Origin of the sequence: Mesorhizobium sp., assembly GCF_005063415.1 — a bacterium.
Taxonomy (GTDB): Bacteria; Pseudomonadota; Alphaproteobacteria; order Rhizobiales; family Rhizobiaceae; genus Mesorhizobium.
In genome coordinates this window covers 1-682 of record NZ_SUEG01000285.1, presented here as the reverse complement: position 1 = coordinate 682, position 682 = coordinate 1, and the positions used below count along the sequence as shown (strand labels likewise).

1 protein-coding gene is annotated in these 682 nt (G+C 59.7%); it reads left to right on the top strand.

Annotated elements, in window-relative coordinates; genetic code table 11:
* On the top strand, window positions 1-682 hold a 682-nt coding region (locus E5W70_RS31765; protein WP_292665229.1), incomplete at both ends, for an ABC transporter permease.

Sequence of the window (682 nt, the reverse complement as noted above, 5' to 3'; positions counted from 1 at the left end):
GTGCAATATCTGACGGCGACCGTCCTCGGTTGGGTCGGCGGCGGGAATTGGATTGTCGGCCTCATCATCGCTGGCGCTTTGGGCGTCGCGTTGGGCTGCATCAATGCCTTCTTGATCCACGGGTTCAGGATCATCTCGATCGTCGCTACGATTTCGACCTTCAACATTTTCTTCGGCTTGCTGATGTTCTTCACAGGCGGCGTGTCGATCTACAATCTGCCGGACTGGCTCACCACCCGCGTCGTGCTGTTCGAGCGAGAAATGGCTGACGGGACCTGGGCGGAGATCACCCTACCCGTGCTCATTATGGCCATATGCGTGTTCGCTACCTGGGCGTTGATCACGCGCACCACCACTGGTCGCCAGCTCTACGCTTTTGGCGACAATCCAGAGGGCGCGCGCCGCTTCGGCATCAATATCGGTGCCATGCAATTTATCGCCTTCGGCTGGCTTGGCATGATGGCGGGCATCGCCGGTCTCGTCCAAGCGCATTACGCGCAGGAAGTCGTGCCGAACGCCCTTTATGGGCGCGAACTCGACGTCCTGGCAGCGGTAGTCCTTGGCGGTGCGCGGCTCGGCGGCGGCAAAGGCAGCGTGCTTGGCTGCATTCTGGGCGTTCTGTTGGTCTCGATCACCCAGAACGGACTCAATTTGATGGGTGTGTCGCCATTCGCTTTCAAGA